General features: G+C 70.7%; 20 protein-coding genes. 7 read left to right on the top strand and 13 right to left on the bottom strand.

Annotated elements, in window-relative coordinates:
- Nucleotides 1-28: 28 nt before the first annotated feature.
- From F9278_RS23450 to F9278_RS23435, 4 genes are all read right to left on the bottom strand, one after another.
- A complete protein-coding gene (locus tag F9278_RS23450; protein ID WP_152170083.1) occupies nucleotides 29-511 on the bottom strand; it encodes a copper chaperone PCu(A)C in 483 nt (160 codons plus the stop codon).
- On the bottom strand, nucleotides 508-1,203 hold the full coding sequence (locus F9278_RS23445; RefSeq protein ID WP_193241603.1) for an SCO family protein: 696 nt from the start codon (nucleotides 1,201-1,203) through the stop codon (nucleotides 508-510). Before F9278_RS23445 ends, F9278_RS23450 begins: the two co-directional genes overlap by 4 nt.
- 81 nt (nucleotides 1,204-1,284) lie before the next feature.
- Nucleotides 1,285-2,040, bottom strand: coding sequence for a YcnI family copper-binding membrane protein (locus F9278_RS23440; RefSeq protein ID WP_152170082.1), 756 nt, complete (start codon nucleotides 2,038-2,040; stop codon nucleotides 1,285-1,287).
- A 213-nt stretch (nucleotides 2,041-2,253) separates the two neighbouring features.
- Entirely contained in the window at nucleotides 2,254-3,066 is an 813-nt protein-coding gene (locus F9278_RS23435; protein ID WP_193241602.1) for a hypothetical protein, read from the bottom strand.
- A 437-nt stretch (nucleotides 3,067-3,503) separates the two neighbouring features.
- On the opposite strand from F9278_RS23435, the gene F9278_RS23430 reads away from it, so the two are divergent.
- Together F9278_RS23430 and F9278_RS23425 are read left to right on the top strand one after the other, a co-directional pair.
- Entirely contained in the window at nucleotides 3,504-3,950 is a 447-nt protein-coding gene (locus tag F9278_RS23430; RefSeq protein WP_152170081.1) for an ATP-binding protein, read from the top strand.
- 552 nt (nucleotides 3,951-4,502) lie between these two features.
- Nucleotides 4,503-5,366 (top strand): alpha/beta fold hydrolase, encoded by an 864-nt coding sequence (locus F9278_RS23425; RefSeq protein ID WP_152170080.1) that lies wholly within the window; start codon nucleotides 4,503-4,505, stop codon nucleotides 5,364-5,366.
- Between the two features lie 38 nt (nucleotides 5,367-5,404).
- Here F9278_RS23425 and fxsT read toward each other — a convergent pair whose 3' ends face one another.
- The 4 genes from fxsT to fxsA form a co-directional block, all read right to left on the bottom strand.
- A complete protein-coding gene (gene fxsT / locus F9278_RS23420) occupies nucleotides 5,405-9,385 on the bottom strand; it encodes an FxSxx-COOH system tetratricopeptide repeat protein (protein WP_152170079.1) in 3,981 nt (1,326 codons plus the stop codon).
- Nucleotides 9,386-9,486: 101 nt separating this feature from the next.
- Entirely contained in the window at nucleotides 9,487-10,734 is a 1,248-nt protein-coding gene (locus tag F9278_RS23415; RefSeq protein ID WP_152170078.1) for a TIR-like protein FxsC, read from the bottom strand.
- A 122-nt stretch (nucleotides 10,735-10,856) separates the two neighbouring features.
- On the bottom strand, nucleotides 10,857-13,259 hold the full coding sequence (locus F9278_RS23410; RefSeq protein WP_152170077.1) for an FxsB family cyclophane-forming radical SAM/SPASM peptide maturase: 2,403 nt from the start codon (nucleotides 13,257-13,259) through the stop codon (nucleotides 10,857-10,859).
- Nucleotides 13,260-13,282: 23 nt separating this feature from the next.
- Complete coding sequence (fxsA, locus tag F9278_RS23405; RefSeq protein ID WP_152170076.1) at nucleotides 13,283-13,480, bottom strand: FxSxx-COOH cyclophane-containing RiPP peptide; 198 nt, start codon at nucleotides 13,478-13,480, stop codon at nucleotides 13,283-13,285.
- Nucleotides 13,481-14,186: 706 nt separating this feature from the next.
- Here fxsA and F9278_RS23400 point away from each other — a divergent pair.
- Nucleotides 14,187-15,017, top strand: coding sequence for an intradiol ring-cleavage dioxygenase (locus F9278_RS23400; protein ID WP_152170075.1), 831 nt, complete (start codon nucleotides 14,187-14,189; stop codon nucleotides 15,015-15,017).
- Nucleotides 15,018-15,026: 9 nt separating this feature from the next.
- Nucleotides 15,027-15,860, top strand: coding sequence for a triphosphoribosyl-dephospho-CoA synthase (locus F9278_RS23395; RefSeq protein WP_152170074.1), 834 nt, complete (start codon nucleotides 15,027-15,029; stop codon nucleotides 15,858-15,860).
- A gap of 202 nt (nucleotides 15,861-16,062) precedes the next feature.
- On the opposite strand, the gene F9278_RS23390 is transcribed toward F9278_RS23395, so the two are convergent.
- Nucleotides 16,063-17,550 (bottom strand): aminopeptidase P family protein, encoded by a 1,488-nt coding sequence (locus tag F9278_RS23390; RefSeq protein WP_404818937.1) that lies wholly within the window; start codon nucleotides 17,548-17,550, stop codon nucleotides 16,063-16,065.
- Nucleotides 17,551-17,693: 143 nt separating this feature from the next.
- A complete protein-coding gene (locus tag F9278_RS23385; protein ID WP_152174072.1) occupies nucleotides 17,694-19,217 on the bottom strand; it encodes a PP2C family protein-serine/threonine phosphatase in 1,524 nt (507 codons plus the stop codon).
- Nucleotides 19,218-19,729: 512 nt separating this feature from the next.
- Between F9278_RS23385 and F9278_RS23380 the strand changes: the two genes are divergently transcribed.
- Nucleotides 19,730-20,395, top strand: coding sequence for a bifunctional DNA primase/polymerase (locus F9278_RS23380; RefSeq protein WP_152170072.1), 666 nt, complete (start codon nucleotides 19,730-19,732; stop codon nucleotides 20,393-20,395).
- 55 nt (nucleotides 20,396-20,450) lie between these two features.
- On the top strand, nucleotides 20,451-21,317 hold the full coding sequence (locus F9278_RS23375; protein WP_404818936.1) for a hypothetical protein: 867 nt from the start codon (nucleotides 20,451-20,453) through the stop codon (nucleotides 21,315-21,317).
- Between the two features lie 274 nt (nucleotides 21,318-21,591).
- On the opposite strand, the gene F9278_RS23370 is transcribed toward F9278_RS23375, so the two are convergent.
- From F9278_RS23370 to F9278_RS23360, 3 genes are all read right to left on the bottom strand, one after another.
- The gene (locus F9278_RS23370) at nucleotides 21,592-22,581 is read right to left on the bottom strand and encodes a DUF5926 family protein (RefSeq protein ID WP_152170071.1); all 990 of its coding nucleotides are present in this window, start codon (nucleotides 22,579-22,581) and stop codon (nucleotides 21,592-21,594) included.
- A 151-nt stretch (nucleotides 22,582-22,732) separates the two neighbouring features.
- Nucleotides 22,733-23,275, bottom strand: coding sequence for an ATP-binding protein (locus F9278_RS23365; RefSeq protein ID WP_226966887.1), 543 nt, complete (start codon nucleotides 23,273-23,275; stop codon nucleotides 22,733-22,735).
- 419 nt (nucleotides 23,276-23,694) lie between these two features.
- Complete coding sequence (locus F9278_RS23360; protein ID WP_152170069.1) at nucleotides 23,695-24,504, bottom strand: glycerophosphodiester phosphodiesterase; 810 nt, start codon at nucleotides 24,502-24,504, stop codon at nucleotides 23,695-23,697.
- A gap of 254 nt (nucleotides 24,505-24,758) precedes the next feature.
- Here F9278_RS23360 and F9278_RS23355 point away from each other — a divergent pair, with 254 nt between their 5' ends.
- Nucleotides 24,759-26,492, top strand: a complete 1,734-nt coding sequence (locus tag F9278_RS23355; RefSeq protein ID WP_152170068.1) for a S1C family serine protease — start codon at nucleotides 24,759-24,761, stop codon at nucleotides 26,490-26,492.
- Nucleotides 26,493-26,572 lie beyond the last annotated feature (80 nt).

The following is a 26,572-nucleotide window of genomic DNA, read 5'->3' as shown; positions in this document are numbered from 1 at the left end:
CTCAACCGGCTCAAGGGTGCTACCTCCCTCAGCGCCCGCTGGTCGGCTGGTACGTCGCCGACTTCACGGGCATCTCGACCGTGATGGCCTTGGACTTGGTGAAGTTCAACCGCAGGGACACCGTCTCGCCTTCCTTCGGCTTGCGCTTCAGGTTCTCGAACATCAGGTGGTTTCCGCCGCTCTTGAGCACGAGTTCGCCGTCGGCGGGGACCTTCAGGCCCGTGACCTCCTGCATCGACTGCCCGGTCGTCTCGTGGACGGTGACGTCCTGGGCGATGTCGCTGGTGACGGAGGTCAGTTCGTCCGCCGTACCGCCGTCGTTCTCGATGACGAGGAAACCGGCGGCCAGGGAGTCCGTGACGGGCTGCGGCATATAGGCGGACTTCACCAGCAGCTTCGCGGCGGAGGAGCCGTTGGAGGAGGAAGAGGAGCCGGAGGAACCGCAGGCGGTCAGGACGAGCGCGGCGGCGGTGATCAGGACGGGTCCGGCGGGTCCGGCGAGTGCTCTCACGGCTTCTCGCCCTTGAGCAGCTTCGGCAGGTCCTTCTCGTAGTCCTGCACGGTGGCGTCCTCGCCGTACAGCACATAGCCCCCGTCGGTCTTCGGCGAGAAGGCGATGACCTGGGTGCCGTGCTCCGAGACGGTCTTGCCGTTCTTGTCCTTGGTGGGCGGGTTGATGGAGATACCGAGGGTGCGGGCGCCGGCCTGGATCTTGTCGAAGTCGCCGGTCAGACCGACGATCTCGGAGTCGATCCCCTTGAGCCACTTGCCCAGCTCGGCCGGGGTGTCCCGCTCCGGGTCGGTCGTGACGAAGACCAGCCGGAGGTTCGCCAGCTCCGACTTCGACACCTTCTTCGCCACCTCCTTCTTCGCGACCGCGAGGTTGTTCATGGTCAGCGGGCAGACGTCGGGGCAGTTGGTGTAGCCGAAGTAGATCAGCGTCGGCTTGCCCTCGGTCTCCTTGCGGAGGTCGTACGTCTTGCCGTTCGTGTCGGTGAGGACCAGGTCCGGCTTGGTGAACGGCTGGTCGAGGACCGTGGCGGCCTGCTGCGGGCCGGTGTCGGAGACCTCGGCGACCGAGGTCGTGGAGTCGTCACCCGTGCCGCAGGCCGAGAGCGTGAGGACGGCCGCGACCAGCAGGGCGCCGGCCGCGAACGTCTTCTTCTTCGTCTTCGTCTTCGTGAACTTCATGTTCGTCCGCATGGAGAGTTGTCCCAGTTGTTCGAGCCCCGGCGCGCACGGGGCCGCGTGCGCGCCGAGGGGAAAGGGCCGAGAAGCTGAGGCTCAGGCGTTCGTGCGCCGACGGCCGGCCAGGACGCCGTACGCCACGCCCGCGGCGCCGATGACGATGCCGACGACGCCGAGGACACGGGCGGTGGTGTCGCTGCTGTCGGCGGGAGCGGCGGCGGTCTCGTTCGACGCGGCCTCGGCGCTCTTGGCGTCGTCCTTGGCGTCCTCCGACTCGTCGGAGGCGGTGGAGGCGGCCGAGCCGTGGTGATCGTCGGTGGCGGCGGACAGCGCGAGCACGGGCGCCGGGTTCTCGGGCTCCTCCTCGCCGTCCTTGGGCACCTCGATCCAGCGGACGACCTCCTTGTTGGAGTACGTCTGGATCGCCTTGAAGACCAGTTCGTCGGTGTTCTCGGGGAGCTGACCGATGGAGACCGGGAACTTCTGGAAGAAGCCCGCCTCGATGCCGTCGCCGTCGGCGGTCCAGGTGATCTTCGAGACGGCCTCGTCGATCTGCTCGCCGTGCAGCTCGACCGGCTTGGCGAGCTTGGCCTTGGTGACCTTGATCTTCCAGCCGGGGATGGCCTCCGGCTGCGCCGAGGCGAGCGGGTGGTCGGTCGGGAAGTTGACCTCGAGCTTGGTGGTCGTGGCGTCGTCGCGCTCGTTGGGGACCTTGAAGTCGACGGTCGCGTATCCGCCCTTGGCGGCCGTGCCCTCCGCCGCGACGCTGACGTGCGCGAACGCGGGGCCGGACAGGAGGAGGACGGCCGAACCGGCGAGGGCGCCGACGGCGGCGATACGAGAAGCCTTCATGACTGGTGACACTCCACAGTGAGTGAGGGAGAGAACGAGGAAGAAGAACGTGGGAAACGTGGGAGAGGGACAGCGCGCGCCGTCAACCGGCGGTCGGGGCGGCCGGAGACACAGGGCCGAGGCCGGAGCCGGGAGCGGAGCGGATGCGCGCGCCTCGACGCCGTACGACGGACTCCTCACCCAGGTGCGGAGTGAGCGTGGGTGCCGTGTCGGTCAGGCGGCGAGGGTGAGGGCGGGAGCGGCGGTCGGCGGGCCGCGCCGGACGAGAGTGTGCTGGAGGGCGGTCGTGCACGGGGCCGCGGGCGCCGCGTACACGGCGTGCCGGGCGCCCGAGATGGTCTCCGGCGCGCTCGGGAGGCCCGACAGCAGGGCCCGCGCCAGCGCGAACGCTCCGCGCAGGGACCGTACGAGCGGCTCCTGGGCCGCCAGCCGGGCCAGCCGCAGCAGCGCGAGGTCGCCGTGGCGGAGCATCCACCCGGCGGCGACGGCCGCGAGCACATGGCCGAGCATCATGGGCAGCGACGGCAGCAGGGCGGAGGCGTCCGCCGCGGTCGCCATGGTGTCCGCCGGGCCGTGGGCGGCATGCGTGCCGCCGACGCCCGCGTCGATGAGGATCCGCTCGGCCTGCGCGGGGCTCAGGGCCGCCGCGGTCGTGCCGCACACGAAGCGGGCGGCGCGCTCGACGAGCAGCGCGTCCATCGCCTCCGTGGTCCGCGACGCGGCCGTCGCCCCGTGCTGGCCCAGCCCGAACAGCATGTGCAGCAGGGTCTGACCCACCGCCAGCGTCGCCGCGATGCCCGGCAGTGAACGTTCCCGTCCGGCCAGCGCGGCGGCGACGGCGAAGACACCGGTGAAACCGACACCCAGGGACCACAGCGGGATGGCCGCGCACGAGGCGAGCGCGTGTCCGGCCCCGGCCAGCACGACGCAGACCGCGGCGAACACCGCGGCCCGTAGAACCCGGAGATCACCTCCGGCGCGGGTGCGGCGCGGGGTGGTCGGCCGGTGTGGGTGGGGGGCAGTCATGGCGGGCTCATCATCGCACCGGGGCGCTCCGCTGGGTTGGGCGGGTACATGGGTTCAGGTACGGGGAGGAGGGGGCCGGTGTTCAGGCGGGGGCTTGCCGCGCGGTTCCCCGCGCCCCTTGAAGGCTTGAACGCCTGCGGTGGCCTATGAAGGCTTGCGGTGGCCTTGAAAGGTACGGGGGTGGCGTGTCCCGGCATGGACGCGCAGCCGTACTCGCCCGCCCGGAGCGTCACCGACCACATCCGTCGGAGGGGCGAAAGCGGTGGGTGACGTGGTGGCCGATGTGGTGGGTGATTCGGAAGGGTTCGGTCCGCATACACCGATTGTGAGGGTGACGCATCCGCCGTATGGGCGGAGAGACGGCCTCGGGGCGATTGCGGGGGGCCCTCGGCGGCAATACGTAACGGTATGTCGAGCCGCGGCCAGGAGGCTGGAGCATGAGCATCTGGTGGTCACTCCATTTGCGGCGTGAGGCTGCGAGCGTGCCGCTCGCCCGGCGGCTGCTGATCGGCACGATGGAGACCGCGGGCGTCGACCCCGACGTCTCCTACGACCTCTCCATCGCCCTCAGCGAGGCCTGCGCCAACGCGGTCGAGCACGGCGGCGCGGTCGCGTCCGGTGCCACCACCGAGGCGTACCGGGTCACCGCCTATCTCGACGGGGAGAAGTGCCGGATCGAGGTCGCCGACTCCGGCCCCGGCTTCCCGCACCGCCATCCGGTCCGCCCGGCCCACACCGACGCCGAGAACGGCCGCGGGCTCTGTCTCATCCGCGAACTCGCCGACCATGTCCACATCGGCAACAAACCGGGCCTCGGCGGCGCGATCGTCAGCTTCGACAAGATCCTGAAGTGGCGCGAGGACGCACCACTGGTGGCGGTGTAGCCCGCCCCGCCCCGATCGCCCCCGCCCCACCCCGACCCGCTTCCGGTCGTGCGGTGTTGGCGTGTTCCCGGTGAAGACCTGGCGCTCACGAGGCCCGGTGCCTCACGCGGTCTGGGCCGCGTGGCCGTCCGGCTGCATACTGGCCGGATGGGGGAGTTGGCGACCAGCACGGGCATCCGCCGGTGAGGGGGATCGAGCCGACGGCCGACGGAAAGTCACGGAAGACCTCCGTCATGGCCTGTGCGATTCCACCGCGCGCGCTCCGGCAGCGCGCGATTCCAGCGCGCGCTCCGTCGTGCGTGAATCCACGTCAGACGACCACGTCATGCCGTACGCGAAGGTCGTGCGGTGCCTTCGCACGGTGTCGTACGTCCATGGCATTTCGCACGACCCATGCGTGCCGCACCGCGATCTGGTGCCGCTCCCTGGCCCCCGCCGAGTCACTGTCGACACGGACGCGGTTCGAAGCCCGTGCCTGTCGCGGTGGTTGATGGAGAACGCGGGCGGGGATCGGCGGGGCACACGGGCGGGACGGGACGACAGGGGATGACGATGCAGGGAACAGTGCGTACGTCGGACGGGCGTCGGCTGGCGGTCCAGGACAGCGGGCCTCAGACCGGTCGGCCGGTGTTTCTGCTGCACGGTACTCCCGGCAGCAGATTCGGCCCCGCGCCGCGTGAGCGGGTGCTCTACCACCTGGGCGTCCGGCTGATCGCCTTCGACCGGCCGGGCTACGGGGACTCCGACCGGTTGCCGGGCCGCACGGTGAGCGACGTGGTCGCCGATGTGGCGCGCATCGCGGACGCGCTCGGCATCGGCCGCTTCGCCGTGGTCGGCCGCTCGGGCGGTGCCCCGCACGCGCTGGCCTGTGCGGCACTGCTGCCGGAACGAACGACACGGGTGGCCGCGCTGGTCAGCCTCGCCCCCCGGGACGCGCCGGGGCTCGACTGGTTCGAGGGCATGACCGAGTCGAACGTGCGCGAGTACGTCAACGCGTCGATCGGCCGCAACCGGGTGACGGCGACGCTCGGGCTCCGCTCGCTGTCGATCCTCGCCGATCCGGCCGGTTCGGTCGCCGAGATGACCAGCCAACTGCCCGAGTCCGACCGGTGGATCGTCGCGGACGCCGGTATCCAGGACATGCTGGAGCGCAACTTCGCCGAGGGGCTGCGCAGTTCGGCGGACGGTTGGGTGGACGACGTCATGGCGTTCAGCACGGGCTGGAGCTTCGATCTGGGGAAGATCTCCACGCCGGTGCTGCTCTGGCACGGTGAGGACGACATCTTCGCCCCCGTGGAGCACACCCGCTGGCTGGGCCGGAACATCCCCGGTGCCCGGGTCGAGGTCGAACCGGGTGCCGCGCACTTCGGGGCGTTACGGGTGATGACGCGTGTGTTGAGCTGGCTCGTCAGGTAGCCGTGGTCGCCAGATGAGAGACCACGGCCGGCCGAGTGTCAGAGCTGCTGTGGTTCCAGATCCCTGCCCACGCGCCGCCACACGCGCACCGACTCGGTGACGGGGTGCCCGTCGCCCAGGATCTGGGACAGTCGTGCCTCCGCCTCCTCCTGGAGCCGTATGGCCTCCTCCTGGCGTCCGAGCTGCCGGAGCGTGTTCGCGAGATTCCCGGTGCTGACCAGCACATCGGGGTGGTCCGGGCCGAACCGTCGGCGCAGGCCCTCCAGCGCCTGTCGCTCCGCCCGCTCGGCCCGGTCGTTCAGGCCCAGATCGCTCTGGGCGTTGGCGAGGTTCAGCCCGGCGCACAGGACGGCCGGGTGATCCTCCCCGAGGTCCGCCGTGAGCGCGCCGAGGGCCTGTTCGCTGAATTCCGCCGCTTTCTCCGGCTCCCCCAGAACCCGGTGGTAGATGGACAGATTGTTGATGCAGTACATGACGAACGGGTGTTCGAGTCCGAAGGAGTTCTTGTAGCCCTCCACGATCTCGTTGACCAGGATCACCGCCCGCCCGGGGCCGTTCACGGGATCCGTCGCGAAGTAGTCCGCGGCGAGGTTGAGCCCGCAGGCCAGGGCCTCGGGGATGGTGCTGCCGTAGCGGTCGCGATAGCGGGCGTACGTCTGCCAGGCCTCCTCGGTGAGCCGCAGCGCCTCGGGGAGGTGGCCCGCCTTGCGTAGGGAGACCGCGAGACTCTTGTCGACGCGCAGCACCTCCGGCACATCGGGGTTGAGTACCTGTTTGTAGCTCTCGCGCACCTCGCGCAGGATCTCGATCGAGCCGGTGTAGTCGCCCAGTTCGCGCAGGTCGCGGGCGTGGTGCCCCTTGGTGATCAGGGTGTAGGGGTGCAGTGGGCCGAGCAGGGCGGCCCGGCGGCGGACGGTGTCCTCGTCGAGTCGGCGGGCGGCTTCGCTGTTGCCGCCGAGCCGGTAGTCGATGGCGAGGTTGTTGGCGGCGGACAGTGTTCGGGGGTGGTCCTCGCCGAAGATCTCGCGGAAGCCTCGGTAGATGCGCTCGTCCAGCTTCAGGGCCTCCTTGAAGCGGCCCAGTGCCCTGAGGTCGGCGGCGAGGCTGCCGGAGGTGATCAGGATGCTGGGGTGGCCCTCGCCGAGCAGTTGCCGCTGGCTGGCGAGAGTCTTCTCGTCCAGGTCGCGGGCGGACTGGTGCTGCCCCTGAGAGCGGAGCACGTTGGCCAGTTCGAAGCGGAGATTGAGGACCTGCTCGTCGTTGGCGTCCGGGAACTCGGTGGTCCAGAACTCGTCGAGCTGGGCGGCCAGGGTGCGAGCGGCGTGCAGCTCACCACGCTTCCACAGGTAGCGGATGCGGTCGACCATGAGCTGTCGTGGCTGCTCCTCCGAGCACTCCCGGATGTTCGAGGGGGTCAGATGGGGCCAGATCACCTCGTACCCGGCCCACTGGGCGGGGTCGTCCACGGCGCCCTCGGGCGGCCGGGCCGAGGCGAGGATGCGGTGCACCTCGTGGATCGTGTCCTCGTGTTTCTGCGCGCCCATGCTGTCGCGGACCGCCGCCTGCACCAGGCGGTGCACCTGGATCGAGTTGTCGGTGGAGTCGACCTTCGCCAGCGCGAAACGGTTCAGGGCCTGGGTGACACGGCCGAGCATGTAGCGGGCGCGGAGGTCCCTGTCGTACGGCAGAAGCGCGTTGATCATCGCGTCGCTGCCGATCAGACCCATCGAGATGGGCTCGGCCGCGAAGAAACTGCACAGTTCGAGCAGACGGGCCGCCGCCGGGGACTCCTCGCGCAGCCGCCGGATCGAGATGTTCCAGGTGGCGCCGACGGAGGAGGGGTACTCCACGGCCTGCACCGCTTCCTTCACGGACAGCACCTGGGTGGACTGCTCGCGCAGTTGCTGGATGTAGTCCTCGACGGGGGTCGCCGTCGCCTCCAGCCAGGCTGCCGCCACCTCGATGGCCAGCGGCAGGTCGCCCACGGCGTCGGCGACACGGTCCGCGTCCGCCGTGTCCTCCTCGCTGAGTCCGGGCACGCGACGGCACAGGTGCTCGACGCTCTCCTCGCGGGTGAAGACCTCCACCTCCAGCGGCTGTACCCGCGTGGAGGTCGGCCGGGCACGGGTGGTGACCAGGAGGTGGCCGTAGACGTTGTCGGCGACGGGCGAGGTCTGCTCCGGGAACAGTTCCAGCGCCTTGTCCAGATCTTCGACGTTGTCGAAGATCAACAGCCAACGGTCGTACTGCTCCCCGCTCCTGAGCGCCTGGATGGCCGCCTCGGCCGCCTCACCGACGTCGTCGCCACCTCCGACGCCGAGTTGCTGGGCCAGCGCGGCCAGCTTCGGCGGCACCAGCTCCGGCTGCTCGGCGTCCACCCACCACACCACGTCGTAATCGGCCATGAACCGGTGCGCGTACTCGCGGGCGAGCTGTGTCTTGCCCACCCCGCCGAGGCCGTGCAGCACCTGGGCCAGTCGTTGTCCCGGGCGGGCGCTGGCCAGTTGGTCACGCAACCGGTCCAGAATCGTGGAGCGGCCGGTGAACCACCGGTATCGGGCCGGGACGTTCGAGATCCGCCTGCCGATGCTGGGAAAGCGCAGCCCGCGTGTGCTCGGGGAAACGGTCGAGACCGCGTCCGCGCGGTCGAGTCCGGTCAACAGCGCGCTGTACGCCTGCGACTCGTCGAGCCCCTTCAGATCGATGACGCCCCGGCTGGCGTACGGCAGGCTGAGCTGCACGTCGTCGACACGGATCGCCACCGGCTGCTGCCGCTTCTCCGAGCCGCCGGAGTGCACCGCGGCCTCCCAGGCCGCACGCGCCCGGCGGGAGTCGACGAAGCTCGGCGAGAGCACGGCGAGGACGCGGTGTGCCTGGCCGGGCACCGCCTCGGCGCCGATCTCCGCCGTCTGCATCGACTGCACGTTCCTGGGCACCACCTCGAAGCCGGTGCCGCGCAGCACCGACTCCAGCCAGTCCACCCACATCCGGTCCTCGGACACGTAGTAGAGCGTCAGCTGGGACAGCGGCACCGGACGCTGCCGGGTGTACGCGCTCTTGAACTGGGCGCGTTTCGCCTCGCTGATCGGCGGCAGTTTGGTCACCCGCTCCTCGGTGATGACCGAGGTGAGCCGCTCGCAGGCGCTCAGCATGGAGTTGGCCGACTTCGGCGGGTCGCCGAACGCCGCGAGGATCTCCTCGTAGGCGTAATAGGGCTGGTAGAGGATCTCCGTCGAGGCCCAGTAGTCGGCGAGCTGGTCGGAGCTCAGGCCGGCCGGGAGACCGGAGAAACGTTCCTTGGCGCGGGCGCGACCGGCGTCGAGCTTGTCCTTCTCCCCGAGGTCGATCCGCATGGCGACGGGCAGGATGCGGATGCCCTTGTCGCCGTGGAGTTCCTTGATGTCCTGGGCGACGGAGGCGGCGCCCTCGATGCTCTGCTCGCTGAGGGTGTAGCAGACGACCAGGGTGTTGGGCATCTGCACGGTGCAGATGTCCGCCAGGTCGCTGAGGCCGGTGCGGCTGTCGATCAGGGTGAAGTCGTAGTAGCGCTGCATGTCGGCGCGCATCGCGTCGAAGAACTGGCCGCCGCCGTAACTGGCGTAGAAGCGGTCCCAGTCCATGTTGCCGACGATGGGGTAGTCGCGGTGGCGCTTGCCGGCGGACAGGAAGTCCAGGCTGCCGCCGTCGGGGAAGGCCCAGTCGAGGGAGAGCGCGTGCGGCCGGACCCGTGCGTAGCTGCGGTGCCAGTCGGCCGCCCGGTCGGGCAGGTTGCGCAGTGCCTCCCGCCGGTACTCGTCGATCAGGTTGATCAACCCGGGCGTGCCCCGCAGTAACTGGGCGTCCAGGAAGGGGTGGAAGAACTTGTGGAGGCCCGGTGCCTCCAGGTCCCAGTCCACGGCCAGCACACGATGGCCGTTCGCGGCCAGGATCCACGCCACATTGGCGAGTGCCATGGTCCGTCCGGTACCGCCCTTGTACGAGTAGAACGTGATCACGGTGCCGTTGCGGCTTTGCGCCATGTTTCTGCCTTCCGCCCAGTCGGCCTCTTTCGGCCTCGCTCGTCGCGCGCCTTTCGGTGGTCGTGCCAGGTGGTGCTGCCGGGGCCTCGACCCGGGTCGTGCTAGCCCAGGTCGGGCCCCTTCAGCCGTGGAGGCTTGATGGGTGGTCCCTCCGGTGGATAGGTCTCGATGTGCTCCCAGTAGTAGAAGACGGCCGAGGCGACCGCCCGCTGCAACTCGCTGCCGAAGGCGTCCAGATCGCGGATGCTGCCGTTGGCCGCGCAGTGTCCCGCGCCGTCCGCCAGCCTGGGGACCAGCGTCCGGTACGTGATCTCCTCCAGGTGCTGCTCCTTCTCCGCGGGCACGATGTCGTTGCGGTGCCGCGGGATCATGACGCTGACCCAGGGGCGCTGTTCCTCGCACAACTTGCCCATGAGGTCCTTGCCCTTGGTGGATTCGAGCGCCCACCGGTCGAGCAGCATCAGCCCCGGCGCCTTGGGCTTCTCCTGGCGGAGCATGCGGGAGTTGTCGTCGAGGGCGCCGACGTTCACCTTGTAGTCCATCGTGCGCACCAGATCGGCCGCGTGGTCGCCGAGCGGCAGCGTCGACTCCGGGTGGTAAGGGTTCCAGTCGTGCGGCCGGTCGCCGTAGTAGTCCGGCTTGCGGCCCTGCGGCAGGTCGGAACGGGTGCAGGCGAGCACCGAGATGTCGAACTCCGGCGGGTGTTCGGCCGATCCGAACGCGGCCGGCAGCGACTCGTAGTCCTTGGAGAACTTGCCCTCGTCCAGCGCCGCGTCGTTGGCCACCCGGACGATCTGCTTGGCCAGGCGGTAGACGGCCCGCTCGTACTCGTCACGGAGGTAGCGCAGTTTGGTCAGTCCGTAGAAGCCCTCGTCCGCGTAGTCCTGTCCGAACGTGGCATGGTTGAACTGTAAGTCCCTCGCGACCTGGGGCATTTGAGCCGGTTCCACCGGCACCCATAACGCCGGGATGATCGCGCTCTCCCGGGCGATGCCGCCGCGCGCCCGGTGGTTGACCTGCCGCTGGGAGAAGGCCCACCACTCCCGGCCGCACTGCTCGCTGATGAAGTAGCGCGGTGAGTACAGGGGGACGAACACCTTGCAGCGCGCCAGGTTCACCGACAACTCGTCGGTCCACTTGGTACCGACCGCCATGCCCTGGTCCAGGAACCCGACCTTGGCACCCCTCGGCAGGTCGGTCAGTTCCATGATGTGCTCGCACAAGCCGTCGTACAGTTTCTTCACCCACACATTGGGGTCCGCGCCACCCGAGTCGTGATTCGGTGTGTGCGCGTAGCTGAGGAAGAAGTAGGGGCTACTTCCCCCTCTGCCCAGAGCAGCTCCTTGCACGTATGCCCCCCGACGCTCCGTGACTGGGCCCCTAGTGTAGGAAGCCACAAGTCCTGTTCGGAACAGGGCGAACGGATGCGGCTCGATGTTGTGTCCGCCCTGTGGGGACGCGGCCCCGTCGGTCAGCGTGCCTGCCAGGCCAGCCGGTGCTCCTCGGCCGCTCGTCTGGCCTCGCCGAGGACATCCGCGCCCACCTGGGCCGTCATCATCGCCCGCACGGTCTCCCGCATTCCCGCCACGAACCGCTGCCCGCTCGGTGTCAGCGCGCCGGACTCGGCCAGCGTCGCCACCGCCTCGGCCGTCTGGTCGCGCCAGCGGGAGAACTGGACCTCGGCGGTGCGGGCGTCGTCACCGACGGCGGACCGCCGACGGGCGAACCAGAACTCGATGACGGCGAGATGGGCATACGTGCCCTGCAGCAGACCTTCGAGCGGGCGCGGGTCGGGGCGCCATGGCGCATAGAACAGCTGCTCGCAGGACGGGTCGTAGAGGTCCGTCAGATCGAGTACGGCACCGAGCTTGACGTGCTGGAACTCGTGCACGAGCAGCAGCGCGAGGGCCTCGGGAGTGGCCGGCCGGGCGATGGCGACGGCCCCGAAGGCGTCGCGGGCGGCGGAGCTGATGTCGGACCCGTCGGCCGAGGGGAGGAGGGGCGTGACCACGCGCAGCCCGGCGGCGATTCCGGCCGCGTACTGGGGCAGTTCGCGGCGGATCCACGCCCACGCGGCGGTCAGGTCGGCCCGCCACGCCTCTGCCTCGACCTCGGTGAGCCGGGGGTGTGCCGGATGCCCGTGGCAGTCGCGCCAGGGGTCGGTGTCCTCCAGCGCGACCGCCCAGCCGTCCAGCTCGAATCGCCGACTCCCCTGCCATGCCGGGACTTTGGGCTCCTTCCAGGGCACCTCGTACGTCTGGCCACCCGCTCGGACCGTGAAGCCGTCGGCGTCCGCGCGTACCTCGGCCTGCTCAGCGGTGTCGCCCACTGCGAGCACCCCGAGCGTCGGCAGCCGCAGCATCCCGTCGTGCACGGGGACGACAACCGTCTCCGTCAGCCCGGCGCGCAGTGCGGCGGCCGCGGCGATCTCCGCCACCCCGCGCATGGCCGTCTCGGCGGCCTCCGCGTCGCCGCGCAGGGACCGCAGGGCCCATGGGCGTACATAGGGGTGGGACAGGACCCGGTCCACCGACTCCGGTGCGGTGCTGTCGAGAACGGTCAGTGTCTTCCAGGCGGACTCACCCAGACGGGTGTGCGGTGTCTCGTGCCAGACGAGTCCCAGCAGTTCGCGTCCCAGGGCGAGCTGATGGTGGTCCAGCAGACTCGTCGTGGCGCCGGCTCCGAGACCGGTGGCCAGTTCGTCGAGGTGGTGGTCGGCGAGGGCGGGCTGGACGGACTGGTCGGCCATGTGACGGTCCCGGATGTCGGTGATGAGACGCAGCAGGTCGGAGCAGTACACGGACGGGTTCCTGAACTCGCTGCCGGTTCTGTACCGGTGGGCGTAGAGCCCGCCGCCGCAGGAGCGCACGACCGGGCAGCCGCGGCACTCCTCGGCCAGTCCGTCCAGTCCCTGCTGCCGGGCGACGAGCCCGGGATGCGCGGCCACCTCGTCGAGCGTGTTGTTCCGTACGTCCATACCGGTGACGGGCGCCCCGTCGAACGCGGTCTTCAGCGAGTCGGCCTGCTCGAACGTGCCGTCGGTCTCGATCACGGCGAGGTCGGCCGGGGCCAGCCCCAGCGACTCGGTCAGACTGCTGTCGCCGCGCAGGGTCCGCAGGATCGAGTCGAAGACACGTACGTCCATGGGGCGGCCGTCCGCGGTCCAGCGGTCGTGCACCGCCAGCAGCCAGCGGGCGTAGGCCGTGCCGTCGGTGTCGTCGGCGGGGCGCGGCGGCGGTTCGTCCCAGGTGGCGTGCGGGAGGAGGAAGTCGACGCGCGGCGGGGCGAGTTCGGCGAGCGCGTCGTAGACGGCGACCGGGTCGTTGCGTACGTCGATGGTGCAGAGGATGCCCGCGAACAGGTGGCGGTACTGGGGCCGACTGAGCAGGGCGATGCCTCGGAGGACCCGGTCGTGGCTGCTGCGTCCGTTGGCGTAGCGGCGGTGCAGGTCGTTGGCGGCCTTGTCGCCGTCCAGGGAGACGCCGACCTTGATGTCGAACTCGTCGAACAGTTCCAGGAAGCGTTCGTCGAGCGTGACGGCGTTCGTGTGGATGCGCAGGTCCAGGGCGCATACGCCGTCGAGGGCCGCGTTGAGTTCCTCGGCCGCCCTGCGCAGCCGGATCCGGCCGGCCAGGAGCGGCTCACCGCCGTGGAGCACCACATGGACGGTGTCCAGGGCGTGGGTTCTCGCGTGTTCGGCGATACGTTCCGCCGTGTCCCGGAGCACGTCGTTCGACGTCACGATGGGCCGACCTTGCCAACTTTGGTCCGCGTGTTCGAACACGTAGCAGTGATCGCATGCCAGATCGCAGCGGCTGTGCATTTTGAGCACGAATTGGCGCAAGGGGTGGGGCGGTCGGCCCATAGGTGTCATGAGGGTGCTGATCGGTCCTTGGATCAGACGGAGGAGTTGAAGGCCGCGACAGCGACCCTGCCCGGTCCCCGCCGCTCGACGCCGTTGGACACGGCACGAGTAAGCACGGGCGACAACGCACCGTTACTCTGCGCAGCCAGGCGCACCAGGGAAACCCGCTCAGGGCCGACAGCGGTCGGCTTTCCCGGCTCTTCGGCCGCGGCGTCGAGGGATGCGTTCATTCGGACCTCATTTATCTTCGACCTTCTGCGCCTGTCGGTCACGGAAGGTGGATTGGACCTGGGAGTTCACTCCACCACGGGTCGTCCGGGACTTCCTGCCGAGGAGCCTGCTGAGGCCGTGAAAACGCTGAAGTGGCCGACAAGGCATGACGACATTCGGCCCAGTCGAGCCACTGATGTGCGAGCAGACCTTAGCGCCTCATCGAATACTTTCCGTCGCTAAACGTGAGGCGCATCACGCCGGCGTGTGGGTGCCCGGTGCCCAACGCGCTGGTCAAGGTCGAGGTCACCCTGCGGGGCCTCGGTCGACCTCACCCTTGATGGGTATCGGAAGCACTTCGGCGGGTCCGCAGATTTTTACTCGAATTTTGCCGGAATCTGATCCGATGCCTCGTCAGCTCCTACTGTAAATGGCGTAGTTGAGCTTCCCGAAGAGCGTGAGGGCTGAACGGAATCGAGGATCGCGCGCCGCGGTGGAGTCCTGCTCGGCCGGGACTGGACGGCCGGGCTCGGCATCCCGCCTTTGGTCACTCTCCGTCATGGTCGAGCTGTTCGTCCTCCTCGCGGGAATCCGACTTCAGCCTTCTCGGCACTCTCAGCCCCCTCACAGCCACACCTCAGCCCCCTGACGGACTGCGTCCCTAACTTCCTTGGCGTGACGGGAATCCACAAAAGCAAAACGATCACTCGGCGCCGTGCTCTCGCGGTGACCGGAGGGACGGTCGCCGCCGGTGGGCTGGCGGTGGCCGGGTACCAGTCGGCGTTCGCGGACGAGGCGACCGGCACCGTCGAGGCGACGGCCACGGCGGAGGCCACGAGCACCGGTGGCGAGTGCATGACGCTGATGTCGAGCGTCACCGAGGGCCCGTACTGCCTGGACGGCGCCCTGGTCCGGAAGAACATCACCGAAGGCGAGAGCGGTGTTCCGCTGACCCTGCGCCTCACGGTCGTGGACGCCACCGACTGCTGCACCCCGGTCCCCGGCGCGGCAGTGGAGATCTGGCACTGCGACGCCTGGGGCCACTACTCCGGCTGCACCACCGCGATTCCCGGCGGTTCGGCGCCCGCCGAGAGCGAGGACGACTCGACCGCCGACGACGCCACCTGTCTCCGCGGTTACCAGATCGCGAACGCGAACGGGGTGGTCAAGTTCGAGACCGTATTCCCCGGTTGGTACACCCCGCGCACCTGCCACATCCATGTGAAGGTGCACACCGGTGGCGAGAAGGAGGACGGCACCTACGAGGGCGGCAAGGTCAACTACACCGGCCAGTTCTTCTTCGACGACGACATGGTCTACGGCGGCGGCGCCTCCAGCGGTCTGCTCACCCTGAAGGCCGTGAAGAAGGCCAACCCGGCGCGCGGTTGCAAGGGTTTCCTCACCCTCGGCATCGACCCCGACGCCGAGAACAGCGGCGCCGGCGGTGGCGGCGAGGGCGGCACTCCCCCGTCCGGCGAGCCCCCGGCGGATGCCCCGACCGACAGCGCGACCAGCGGTGCCACCGACAGCGCCTCCGACTCCGCGTCGGCCTCGTAGGGTTCGCCCATGAGCAGCCGCGAGGACGAGACGCTGGCGCGGGCCGCGGTGGCCGCGCTCACCTGGCAGTTGGAACTGACGCCCAAGCCCGGCCTGCCCGACCCGCGCGACCTCGGCGCTCGCGCGACGCGACAGGACCACCGCGCCCTGCGCTGGTCGGCGAAGTCACTGGTGCCCGGCCTCGCGGCGATGGCGGCCTGCGCTCGCCGCAACGGTACGGCGACGCCCGAACTCCGCGCGGAACTAGGCGCGATCGGGCGCTGCACCGAACACTCCATGCAACTCGCCGGGGGCGGACACCGGGGCGCCACCTGGGTGCTGGGCCTCCTGGTCGCCGCGGCGGCCATGGACCCCGGCGCGCGCGGGCGTGAACTCGCCGCCACCGCAAAGAAGATCGCCGCGTATCCCGACCGGCGCGCGCCCCGGCGCCCTTCCCGGGGCTCCTCGGTCTCCGCCAAGTACGGGGCGGCCGGCGCCCGGGGCGAGGCCCGCGCCGGATTGCCCCATGTACGGCGGGCGTTGGACGTCCTCGCCAAGGCCCGCACGGCGGGGACACCGGAGCCGTACGCCCGCCTCGACGCCCTGCTGACGGTCATGTCGACGCTCCAGGACACCGAGTTGCTCTACACCGCGGGCCCGCACGGGCTGCGGCATGTGCAGGCCGGGGCGCGGGCCGTGATCGACGCGGGCGGTACGACGACGGATGCGGGGCGGGAGGCGCTGACCGCGCTCGACACGGATGTCCAGGAGCGGGGGTGGAGTCCCCGGGGGAGCGGATCACTGCTGGCGGGCGCGCTGTTCGTGGACGCGCTGCCGGGTGCTTCGCGGGGGCCGGGCGCCTAGTGGCTCGGGGGTGCGGGTGCGTCGGCGACTGCGGGTGCGTGGGGCTTCTCGCGCAGTTCCCCGCGCCCTGAAAGGGCCGCAGACCCTGACGGGCCTGCGGCCCTTTCGGGCCGAAAAGCCAAGGGGCGCAGCCCCTGCTTTTCAGGGGCGCGGGGAACTGCGCGAGCAACCCCCACTCACCCGCGGCCGAACACGGCCCGCCTCAACCCCGCGCACCCCGCAGTGAACCCATCCACACCTCGACCTCCCCGGACCGCCGAGGCAGCGCGGCGCTCAGGTTGCGGTTCCCCTCCTCCGTCACCAGGATGTCGTCCTCGATCCGCACCCCGATGCCCCGGTACTCCTCGGGCACGGTGAGATCGTCGGCCTGGAAGTAGAGACCGGGCTCCACGGTCAGCACCATCCCCGGCTCCAACGTCCCGTCGACATACGACTCCACGCGCGCGGCGGCGCAGTCGTGGACGTCCATGCCGAGCATGTGACCCGTGCCGTGGAGGGTCCAGCGCCGCTGGAGGCCCAGCTCCAGGACACGCTCCACGGGGCCCTCGACGAGCCCCCACTCGACCAGCCGCTCGGCCAGCACGTGCTGCGCGGCGTCGTGGAAGTCGCGGTACTTGCCGCCGGGCCGCACGGCGGCGATCCCGGCCTCCTGGGCGTCGTACACCGCGTCGTAGATCTTCTTCTGGATCTCGGTGAACGTGCCGTCGATCGGCAGGGTGCGGGTGACGTCGGCCGTGTAGTACGTGTGCGTCTCGACGCCCGCGTCCAGCAGGAGCAGGTCGCCGGAGCGGACGGGGCCGTCGTTGCGGACCCAGTGCAGCGTGGTGGCGTGCGGGCCGGCGGCGCAGATGGAGCCGTAGCCGACATCGTTGCCCTCGACGCGGGCGCGCAGGAAGAACGTGCCCTCGATGTAGCGCTCCGACGTCGCCTCGGCCTTGTCCAGCACACGTACGACGTCCTCGAAGCCGCGCACGGTCGAGTCGACCGCCTTCTGCAGCTCGCCGATCTCGAACGTGTCCTTGACCAGCCGTGCCTCGGAGAGGAAGACCCGCAGCTCGTCGTCGCGCTCGGCGGTGACCTTGTCGTTGAGGGCGGCCTCGACGCCGGCGTCGTGACCGCGTACGACCCGCACCGGGCCGGTGGCCTCGCGCAGCTTGTCGGCGAGTTCGCGGACGTCGGCGGCGGGGATGCCGTACAGCTCCGCCGACTCGGTGAGCGAGTGGCGGCGGCCGACCCACAGCTCGCCCTGGCCGGAGAGCCAGAACTCGCCGTTCTCCCGGTCGGAGCGCGGCAGCAGGTAGATCGTCGCCCGGTGGCCCTCGGCGCCGGTCGGCTCCAGGACCAGGACGCCGTCCTCCGTCTGGTTGCCGGTGAGGTACGCGTACTCGACCGATGCCCGGAAGGGGTACTCGGTGTCGTTCGAGCGGGTCTTCAGGTTGCCCGAGGGGATCACCAGGCGGTCGCCCGGGAAGCGCGCGGAGAGCGCGGCGCGGCGGGCGGCGGTCTCGGCGGCCTGGGCGATCGGCTCCAGGCCGTGCAGCTCGGTGTCGGCCCAGCCCGACTTCATGCTCTCGGCCAGCTCGTCGGACACGCCCGGGTACAGGCCGTTCTTGCGCTGCTTGATCGGCTCCTCGGCTTCGGTCGCCTCGGTCTCCGGGATCGCCGGCTCGAGCTCGTCCGCCACGGTCATCCTCCTAGATACGGCACTGGACCTCGTCCATCGTACGGTCGTACCGAAGGAGACCCCGGAGCCCCGAAGCACCTCTTACGACGGGTCACCGAACCCTTACGGGAAGCAGCCACACGGCCCTCGGCCCAGCCCCCACCCCACCCCTACTCGAACCGCGCCGCCAGCAGCACCACGTCCTCCGTGTCGTCGGCCTCGTCGAGGCGGTTCGGGAGGACGGTGCGGAGGATGTGGTCGGCGAGGGCGCCCGGGTCGGTGCGCAGGGCCCGGGGGACGCCGGCGGCGGCGGCGTGGAGGCGGGCGAAGGCGCGGTCGACGGGGTCGCCCGTGCGCTGGAGGAGGCCGTCGGTGTAGAGCAGGACGGTTTCTCCTGGTGCGGCGGTCAGCTCCACGCTCGGTGCCTCCCAGCAGGCGAGCATGCCGAGCGGCGCCGACAGGGACGTCTCCACGAACTCCGTCCGCCGCTCGCCGATGACCAGCGGCGGACTGTGCCCGGCCCCGGCCAGCGTGATCTTGCGCAGCGCGGGCTCGACGTAGGCGAAGAGCGCGGTGGCGGAGCGGGCGGGCTCGGTGAGCCGCAGGAGCAGTTCGAGGTCGGAGAGGACGGCGACGGGGTCCTCGCCCTCCATCACGGCGTACGCCCGCAGCGAGGCCCGCAGCCGTCCCATCGCGGCGATCGCGCTGGGCCCCGACCCGGTGACCGAGCCGACCGCGAGGCCGAGCGCGGCGTCCGGCAGCGGCAGCGCGTCGTACCAGTCACCACCGCCGCGCGGCCCGGTGCGGTGCCGGGCGGCGAGCTGGACACCGGCGACCCGGGGCAGCCGGGACGGGAGCAGTTCCTCGGCGATGGTCGCCATGCACGCGCGCGTGCGCTCGACCTCGACCAGCCGCGCCAGATGCTCGGCGGCGTACCGCGCGTACAGCCCGACGAGATGCCGCTGCCGCTCGACCGGCTCCGCGGGCTCGTCGTACAGCCAGACCGCGGCGCCGAGCCGGCCGGCTCCCTCGGGGGACAGGGGGAGCGCGTAGCTCGCCGCGTATCCGAGCCGGGCGGCGACCTCGCGATGGCGGGGGTCGAGGCCGTCCTCGGCGAACAGGTCGGGCTGGGCGATCTCGCCGTCGCCGCCCGGCAGCCCGTCGAGGATGCGGCCGTACGGCAGGGAGCTGCGCGGCACGGTCTCGATGTGCCCGAGGTCGGCGCGGCCGAGGCCGAGTCCGATGGTGGTGTCCGGGCCGAGTCCGTCGCCCGGTTCGAGGACGAGGAGGCCGCGGCGGGCGCCGACGAGGGCGGCTCCGGCGTGCAGGGTCTCCTTCAGGGCGCTGTCGAGTGAGTCCGTGCGGGCCAGACGTTCGGTGAGTTCGTGCAGCGTCGTGAGGTCCGAGACCCAGCCCGCGAGTCTGTCCTGCAGAACGGCCCCGGGAGCGGTGCCCGGTCCTGTGGCGGAAGGGGCTGTTGGGGCATCCGGGGCGGCGGGCGCGGGCGCGACAGTGTGTGCGGGGGAGGGAACCGTTGAATCGATTCCAGCCACTTTCGGAGGGTGAGGGGCGTTCATGGTGTCCGGCTTTCCGACCGGTGCGTATTGCTCAAAAGCATCGCAAACCCCCATGTCATTCTGCGCCGCTAGCAGTCTCTCCACATGTACACGCACTCGTGAGGGGATGTCCAGCATTGTCCTGCTGGGATATCTGGTGTCCGTGTGGCCCTGTTGGACATCTGTCAACTTCTTGTCCACTCCTTTGGATAAAGCAAAGTTGGCCAAAAAGTGTTGTGGTGAACGGTGTATTGAGGTCGACTGGCCTTGTTCAACAGAGCGTCACAGCGGTCGTGATGGGTACGTACTCGGTGAAGGCCAGGAGTGGCGGAGGCCACGGAACCTGGCGACGGAACCGGGCGTCCTATCCACCGACGACCGAGCCCCATCCTCCCGTGGCGGAGGCGGCGAGCACACGCGGGACAGTAAAACGCCAGGCGTCGCCACCCCTACGCCATGCCCATGCTTTTGACAGACGCAAGTCGACGCAAGCGATGGACGCGGACGTAACCGAAGCTCGGCCCGCAGGGGTTCCCCTTGTCCGCGACAGGGGTGTGATGCGCCAGCAGGTACGCACAGTGCAGTGAACGACACATGTTGTGATGTGACCCACGGTGTTGCCATGCGTGCAACGGAAAGGACGAGCGCTCATGCGCGAGATCCCCGGAAAGCGACGCAGGCTCCTGTCCAAGCGCAACGGCGGGAGGCCCGAGCTTCTTGAGCAGGCCCTGACGTTCGCGACGGAATGGCAGTGGCCCGTACTCCCGGGGGTGGCGCCGGACCCGCAGGGGCGTGCCCGCTGCGGATGCCCGGACCCGGAGTGCGTGGTGCCCGGCGCTCACCCCTTCGACCCGCCGCTGCTCGCCGCCACCACGGACGAGCGCATGGTCCGCTGGTGGTGGACCAACCGGCCGACGGCACCGATCGTCCTGGCCACCGGCGCCGCCGCCCCCTGCGCGGTGAGCCTGCCCGCCCTGGCCGCCTCCCGTGCCCTCGCCGCGCTGGACCGCACCGGTATGCGCCTCGGGCCCGTGGTCGCGGCCCCGCACCGCTGGGCGATCCTCGTCGCGCCGTACTCCATGGAGCAGTTGGGCGAGCTGCTCTACGCCAAGGACTTCGTCCCCGGCTCGCTCCGCTTCCACAGCGAGGGCGGATATCTGGCCCTGCCCCCCTCCGAGACCGGTCACGGCCAGATCCGCTGGGAGCGGGCACCGCTGCCCGGCTCGGCCGCGCCCTGGGTGCCCGATGTCGAGGCGGTCGTGGACGCGGTCGTCGACGCCCTCACTCGTACGGGTGTGAGCGCACCCGAGTTCTGAGCCCGCCCGGCGCGCGCGGGGCCGGGCGCCCCCGGTCGGTCGTTATGTTCCGCACATGCAGCGTCTTCCCGGGGGCCGCGGGGCCCCGTCGCGCGGCCGTCACAGCGCTCCCCCACCCCGGAGCCGTCGAGCGCCCGATCCGGCGCGCGGCGGGCCGGATCCACGCCGGCTCCGCCTCGCGGGGCTGACCGTCGCGGTCGCCGTAGCGCTGGGCCTGCCCCTCGCCGCGTCCGCCGGCCCGCTCGGCGACGTACCCACGTCCGAACGTGCCCTCACCTCCGAACTCGACCGCGCCGCCGGGCGAGTCGGCGACGCCACCGGCCTCGGCGCCGTCGGCGGCGGTGACGCCACCGGAAGCCCGGACGGGTCCGGCGGCGACGTCGAGAAATCCGCCGGCCCCTCCGCCGGCTCCTCCGATTCCTCCGGACGCACCGATCCGAAGGCGGGCGGGCGGGACGAGAAGACGGCGGACGGCACCGACCGCACGGGCGGCACCGCGGACGACACCGCAGACGGCACCGCGGGTGGCACCGACGCGGTCGGCGAAGCCGACGGCTCGTCGCGGCTGCTCGGCCTCGGGCTCGCCACCGCCGCCCGCTGCGGCCCCGAACTCACCTCCCCCGACGGCATCGAGGCGCAGACATGTGTCCTCACCCAGGGCGAGCAGACCTGGGCCCGCACCTACTACCGCAACGCCACCGGGCGGGAGTTGAGTTCGGTCCTCAGCATGATGGCGCCCGGCGGGCACACCGTACGGATGCACTGTGCCGTGGGCGCGCACGACGAGCCCGGGGTGTGTGAGACGCCAAGGGGGCGTACGCGGGGCGCAGTGGGGGCGTACACGGCTGTGGCGGAGTTCGCGGCTCCGGACGGCGGTGGGCCGCTGTTGCTGCGCTCAGGGAGCAACTCAGGCCGTTCGTAAGGGCGTTGACGCCCATCGGGGATCCGTACAACGAAGCCGTTCCGGATCCGGGCATGAAAAGACCCGGTTGCTGGCGACGGGGGATGCACCAGCAACCGGGCTAATGGAACCGTAACAAGAGATCGGCGCTTCGCAAATTCGGTCTTGGCTATTCGGACACGAATTTGCCTGTCACGTAGGGGAGTTGTGACAGGAGTCACCACACTTCGCACGCAAGCGACCGGTCGGCGACCGGTCGGCGACCGGTCGCCGACCGGTCGCGAGGGCGCGTGGGTCAGCTCAGCGTGACCTGCCGGTTGGTGAGGCCGCCGCGGGCCCGGCGCTCGTCCGGGGTCAGCGGGGACTCGTCGGCCAGCGCGGCGGCGAGCCGCTCGGCGAACTCGGCGGCCGGCTTCTCGATGTCGTCCGCGCCGATCCCGCTGGGGAGGTCCCAGACCGGCACGGTGAGGCCGTGAGCACGGAAGGAGCCCACCAGGCGGGTGCCCTCGCCGAGGCTGGAGCGCCCCGCCGCGTGCAGCCGCGCGAGAGCGTCCAGAAGCCGCTCCTCGGCATACGGCATGACCCATCGCAAATGGTTCTTGTCGGGGGTCTCGCACCAGTACGCCGCGTCGACGCCCGCGAGCTTCACGGTCGGGATCGCCGCGGAGTTGGCGCGCTCCAGGGAGGCGGTGACCTCCGGAGTCGTGTTCTCCGTGTCCGGGACCCAGAACTCGAAGCCCGTGTGCACAACTGGCTCGAACTCACCTTCGGGGTCGAGCAGGTCCTGCAGCCGCGGACCCTCGGCCGGGGCGCGCCGGCCCTGAACCGGAGTGCCCGGCTCGGCCACCAGGGCGCGTCGGAGGGTGTCGGCGAGGTCGCGGCTGATGTCGCCGGACGCCGTGTCGTTCTGCAGGCCGAGGAGGACCGAGCCGTCGTCGCGGCGCAGCGCGGGCCACGCCATGGGCAGCACGGTGGCGAGCGTCACCGACGGCACGCCCTCGGGGAGCGCGTCCTTCAACTTCAGCTCGACGGTGGCGGCGGGCACCAGTTCGCGCAGCGCGATCCAGTCGCCCTCACCGGGCAGGCCCTCGAACGGGCGCTGCACCAGCTCGGTCACGGCCTGGGCGGCGGCCCGGCCGTGGCAGGCCTTGTAACGCCGGCCGCTGCCGCAGGGGCATTGCTCGCGCGCGCCGACAACCGGAACCTGCCCATCGGCGCTTGCGGCGCCGGCTCCGCCGGTGCCCTGCGGGCGCTTGGCCTTGGTGTGGGGTCGCTTCTTGGCCATCGTGGGTGTCTCCCGATCACGGCTCGTCTCGTACTCGCGCGAGCCTAGCCGCTCGTACGACGCCCGACGGGACCCTGTGGACAACGCACCGAGTCGTCCCGGAACCGGTGGTTCGGGCCGGGTTGTGCACGCCTGGCCCCGCCCGGTCGGATCAGTCCATGTCCTCGAACGCGTCCACGAAATCCAGATCGGGAACGGTGGAGACCGCGGGGGCGACCACGCGGGTGGCGAAGTCCTCCCGGCGGTGGGCGTGCGGGATGTCGTCCTGGACGACGACCCACACCGTGACCTCGCCCCGGGCGTCGTCGCGCACGCCCCAGTCGTCGGACAGTGCCGTCACGATGTTCAGCCCACGACCGCCGTGTGCGGTGACCGAGGGCGTGGACGGAACCGGGCGGGTCGGACCACCGCCGTCCGTCACCTCGACGGTGAGCCGCCCCGAGGGGTCCATGCGCCAGGAGCAGCGCACATCGCCGTCACCGGCCAGCGCCTCGCCGAGCGGCCTGCCGTGTTTGCAGGCATTGCTGAGTAGTTCGGAAAGGATCAGTAGGGCGTCGTCGATGACCGATTCCGCCACACCACCGTCGCGCAACTGATCGCGCATCCGGTGCCTCGCTTCCCCCACGCCCGCAGGGCCATGGGGTACGGCCATGCTCGACGACGTGGGCACCTCCTGTGCCACCACCAACGCCACCCCCGAGACCTCCTTCGCCCCACGCCACGGTGTGAATGCCCCATTGGACTGGACTGGAAACCGGCCGGAACACGTGCTCTGACGCACTCACAACGATCGAATACGGATCGAACGCGCCGGTGCACTCCCCGTAGCCGACTGGCTGAATTTCGTCCCTGATATGCCGACTTGTCCCCGGGCGCGGACCGGCCGCCTTGGCGGAATTCTTACCTCCGTCAAGGCGCGCGCGACGGCGTGGGCGGGGGTCGGCGGGGTGGTCGCAGGTGTGAACACAGGCGTGTTCGGAGCTGTCCCGGGGCCGGCCCGGGGAGACGTGTTCGAAGCTGTCGGAATCGGGGTGTCGGAGGTGGGAAATTGTCGGACGGCGTGCGCTCGGTGGTCCCGAGCGCCGGGCGCACGGTGGTGACCGAGGGGGCGCGTCAGCGGCCGAGTTGACCGAGGACCGCGCGGGGGCGGTTGGTGATGATGGCGTCGACGCCCAACTCGACGCAGAGGTCGACGTCCTCGGGCTCGTTCACGGTCCACACGTGCACCTGGTGACCCGCGTTCTTCAGGCGCTCGATGTACGCGGGGTGGCTGCGCACGATCCGGATCGAGGGGCCCGCGATCCCGACTCCGCTCGGCAGCCGCCCGTCGCGCAGCCGGGGCGAGACGAACTGCATCAGATAGACCGTCGGCAGTGTCGGGGACGCGGTACGCACGCGGTGCAGCGAGCGCGCCGAGAAGCTCATGATCCGTACCGGCGAATCGGCGGCCCGCTCCGGGGCGTCCAGGCCGAACCGCTTCAGCAGGACCAGCAGCCGCTCCTCGACCTGGCCCGCCCAGCGTGTGGGGTGCTTGGTCTCGATGGCCAGCTCCACCCGGCGTCCGGCGTCGGCCACGAGTTCGAGCAGTCGTTCAAGGGTGAGGACGGAGGTGTCCGCCCGGTCCTCGGGGGTGACCTCCCAGTCGGGTGCCTCGTCGCCGTTCTTCCAGGAGCCGAAGTCCAGGGCGGCCAGATCGGCCAGCTCCAGGGCGGAGACCGCGCCCCGGCCGTTCGACGTACGGTTGACGCGTCGGTCGTGGACACAGACGAGGTGGCCGTCGGCCGTCAGCCGGACATCGCATTCGAGCGCGTCCGCGCCGTCCTCGATCGCCTTCTTGTACGCGGCCAGGGTGTGCTCGGGGGCCGCCTCGGAGGCCCCTCGGTGGGCGACGACCTGAATCGGGAGCTGTCGTGCGTGGGTCACCGCGTCATGGTGCCACCGAGAAGGGGTAGGCGTGGGGCCGGTGACCGTGGACGACCGGGTTCGTACGCACGGTACGCGCCCTTGGTCCGATAGATCCTATATAAAGGATGGTCCCGGACGCACAGTCACCGCTTATGGTGCCCTGACGGCTCGTGGGAAAAGCTGACCACACACAAAACTCGCGCACAGCCTGATGTGCGACCAAGAACAGTCGACCGCCGACAAGGTGAAGCCGTGGATCGAGGAGAAAAGCTGTGAGCACCGAGAACGAGGGCACCGCGGTACCCCCGGCCCCGTCCGCACCTCCTGTGCCGGTGGAAACTCCCGCTGCCTCCGCGCCGGCCCCGGCGCACGAGCCGAGCGCGGCACCGGCGGAGCCCACCGCCCCGGCGACCCCGGCCGGAACCACCGCCGACAACGCGCCGACGACCCAGCTCCCGCCGGTCCCACCGACGGCCCCGCAGCCGGACGCGACGGCGGTGCAGCCGAGGGTGCCGCAGGCGGAGCCGCCGACGGCACAGCAGCCGCCCGTCCACCAGCCGACGGCCCAACAGCCGCATCCGGAGCTGGTGTCCGCCGGTGCGCCCGGGTACGCGGCGGCCCCGGGCCAGGGCCAGGGGTACGGCGGTGCCTATGGACAGGCGCCCGGTCAGGCACCCGGGGGGGCCGGATCCTCCGCGCCCGACGCCGCCTGGCCGCCCCCGGCACCGGCACCGCCCGCCGTCCCGTCGTACGCCGACAGCGGCGCCGTGTACGCCGATGCGGGCGCGGGCGCGGCCGGTGCGGCCGGTGGCACCGGCGGTTCCGGTGACGGCGGCTGGGGCTCCTCGTGGCAGCAGACCCAGCAGCCCGCCCCCAAGCCGGCCGGCAACAAGCGCGGCGGTCTGATCGCCGCGATCCTGGTGGCCGCGCTCGTCGCGGGCGGGGTCGGCGGCGGCATCGGCTACACGCTGGCCGACCGCAACGACAGCTCCAGCGGTTCCACGACCGTGTCGGCCTCCCAGAACGGCGGAGACGTCAAGCGCGCGGCCGGTACGGTCGCCGCCGTGGCCTCCTCCGCGCTGCCGAGCACGGTCACCATCGAGGCGTCCGGCAGCGACGGCGAGGGCGGCACGGGCACCGGCTTCGTGTTCGACAAGGAAGGCCACATCGTCACCAACAACCACGTGGTGGCGGAGGCCGTCGACGGCGGCAAGGTGTCGGCCACCTTCCCGGACGGCAAGAAGTACGACGCCGAGGTCGTCGGCCACGCGCAGGGCTACGACGTCGCGGTCATCAAGCTGAAGAACGCCCCGTCGAACCTCCAGCCCCTGACGCTCGGCGACTCCGACAAGGTCGCGGTGGGCGACTCGACGATCGCGATCGGCGCGCCCTTCGGTCTCTCCAACACGGTCACGACGGGCATCATCAGCGCCAAGAACCGCCCGGTGGCCTCCAGCGACGGTTCCTCCGGCAGCAAGGCCTCCTACATGAGCGCCCTGCAGACCGACGCGTCGATCAACCCGGGCAACTCCGGTGGCCCGCTCCTCGACGCCCGGGGCAATGTCATCGGCATCAACTCGGCCATCCAGTCCGCCAGCAACGGCAGCTTCGGCTCCGGCCAGGCTGGCTCCATCGGCCTCGGCTTCGCCATCCCGATCAACCAGGCCAAGAACGTGGCCCAGCAGCTGATCAAGACGGGCAAGCCGGTGTACCCGGTGATCGGTGCCTCGGTCTCCCTGGAGGAGGGCACGGGCGGAGCGAAGATCACGAACTCGGGCGAGGGCGGCGCGGACTCCATCACCTCGGGCGGCCCCGCCGACAAGGCCGGCCTCAAGCCGGGTGACGTCATCACCAAGCTCGACGACCACGTCATCGACAGCGGGCCCACCCTCATCGGCGAGATCTGGACCCACCTCCCCGGCGACAAGGTCACCCTCACATACACCCGCGACGGCAAGACCCGGACGTCGGACGTCACCCTCGGCGAACGCGAGGGCGACAGCTGACCCCGCCCCGCCATCCGCCCCACGCCCGCCCCCGCCGACCGGCTAGTCTTGTCCCCGCGCGACCACGGACGTGATCGCGC

Source organism: Streptomyces phaeolivaceus (assembly GCF_009184865.1).
GTDB lineage: Bacteria > Actinomycetota > Actinomycetes > Streptomycetales > Streptomycetaceae > Streptomyces > Streptomyces phaeolivaceus.
The sequence above is the reverse complement of the archived record's forward strand: the minus strand, read 5'-3'. Positions and strand labels throughout refer to the sequence as shown.

What these genes read in the sequence shown, in the direction of transcription:
- F9278_RS23445 (WP_193241603.1), bottom strand. Translation starts at nt 1,203, where the DNA reads ATGCGGACGAACATGAAGTTCACGAAGACGAAGACGAAGAAGAAGACG.
- F9278_RS23440 (WP_152170082.1), bottom strand. Translation starts at nt 2,040, where the DNA reads ATGAAGGCTTCTCGTATCGCCGCCGTCGGCGCCCTCGCCGGTTCGGCC.
- F9278_RS23435 (WP_193241602.1), bottom strand. Translation starts at nt 3,066, where the DNA reads ATGACTGCCCCCCACCCACACCGGCCGACCACCCCGCGCCGCACCCGC.
- F9278_RS23430 (WP_152170081.1), top strand. Translation starts at nt 3,504, where the DNA reads ATGAGCATCTGGTGGTCACTCCATTTGCGGCGTGAGGCTGCGAGCGTG.
- F9278_RS23425 (WP_152170080.1), top strand. Translation starts at nt 4,503, where the DNA reads ATGCAGGGAACAGTGCGTACGTCGGACGGGCGTCGGCTGGCGGTCCAG.
- fxsT (WP_152170079.1), bottom strand. Translation starts at nt 9,385, where the DNA reads ATGGCGCAAAGCCGCAACGGCACCGTGATCACGTTCTACTCGTACAAG.
- F9278_RS23410 (WP_152170077.1), bottom strand. Translation starts at nt 13,259, where the DNA reads ATGACACCTATGGGCCGACCGCCCCACCCCTTGCGCCAATTCGTGCTC.
- fxsA (WP_152170076.1), bottom strand. Translation starts at nt 13,480, where the DNA reads ATGAACGCATCCCTCGACGCCGCGGCCGAAGAGCCGGGAAAGCCGACC.
- F9278_RS23395 (WP_152170074.1), top strand. Translation starts at nt 15,027, where the DNA reads ATGAGCAGCCGCGAGGACGAGACGCTGGCGCGGGCCGCGGTGGCCGCG.
- F9278_RS23390 (WP_404818937.1), bottom strand. Translation starts at nt 17,550, where the DNA reads ATGACCGTGGCGGACGAGCTCGAGCCGGCGATCCCGGAGACCGAGGCG.
- F9278_RS23385 (WP_152174072.1), bottom strand. Translation starts at nt 19,217, where the DNA reads ATGCTGGACATCCCCTCACGAGTGCGTGTACATGTGGAGAGACTGCTA.
- F9278_RS23380 (WP_152170072.1), top strand. Translation starts at nt 19,730, where the DNA reads ATGCGCGAGATCCCCGGAAAGCGACGCAGGCTCCTGTCCAAGCGCAAC.
- F9278_RS23375 (WP_404818936.1), top strand. Translation starts at nt 20,451, where the DNA reads ATGCAGCGTCTTCCCGGGGGCCGCGGGGCCCCGTCGCGCGGCCGTCAC.
- F9278_RS23370 (WP_152170071.1), bottom strand. Translation starts at nt 22,581, where the DNA reads ATGGCCAAGAAGCGACCCCACACCAAGGCCAAGCGCCCGCAGGGCACC.